Annotated in this window: 1 protein-coding gene; it reads right to left on the bottom strand. The window is 61.6% G+C overall.

Annotated features, from left to right (window positions below):
• Positions 1–2: 2 nt before the first annotated feature.
• Positions 3–830: IS1595 family transposase (locus LG30_RS0107865; RefSeq protein WP_033130158.1), on the bottom strand; the 828-nt coding region annotated here is incomplete at its 5' end.

The following is an 830-nucleotide window of genomic DNA, read 5'->3' on the forward strand; positions in this document are numbered from 1 at the left end:
GGCTATGTCCCAATTACGTGTTGCATGGGGCGCCCCAGCGCCTCATGCAAGCAACGCGGGATATCCACTGCCTGCCCATAACGCTCCAACATCCTTCGCCAGCCCAGATAATTCCTCAAATAGCTCGTCGCCACCCCATGGAACCGCGCCATCCACTCCTTCAACCGCCTGTGATATCCGTTCACATGCTGGATGTGATACGCACCCACCACCCGCTCTCCCGCACGGTTATGGACCACTTGATGTGTCATGCCTTGCCGTTCGCTGAAACTGGCATACACCGCCGCCCCGTCGCTGCACAGCACCGCATCGGGGGCGATGAGCGGTTTTAGCACCACCCTGACAGTCAGAGCATCCAGCCTCTCCAGTTGGAAATCTGCCAGGTGGCCTGCCCGGTCCTGCACCACCATCACCGGGATGTAGTCCGGCCCTGTACCGCGGGTGCGGCCTTTCCCACCCCGGTGACGGGCCGGTCGGGACAATCCGGACTGTCCTTTAAATGACTCCAGGAAGAAAGTTTCATCCACTTCGACAATGCCCTCTTCCCGCGTCGCCTGATGGTTCGCCATGGCCTTTAGGAAACGGTGACGCCACAAGAAGGCGGTGTTTTTGCAGACCCCGCAGCGACGCGCGGCTTGCCGGACGGTGAGCCCTTCGATGAGTGCCTGGGCGTAGTCCTCCCAGCATTGGGCCTTGCGCAGTCTGGCCATGGGCGTCTTGGTGAGCACTGAACTGGTGCGCAGGCACAGCTTGCAGCGATAACGGCGCAGACCTCGACTCCAGCCCCAAGGGGCCAATTGGGCGGCCTCGGCCTGACAGTGGGGGCAACA

It is taken from the genome of Aeromonas aquatica (assembly GCF_000764655.1).
GTDB lineage: Bacteria > Pseudomonadota > Gammaproteobacteria > Enterobacterales > Aeromonadaceae > Aeromonas > Aeromonas aquatica.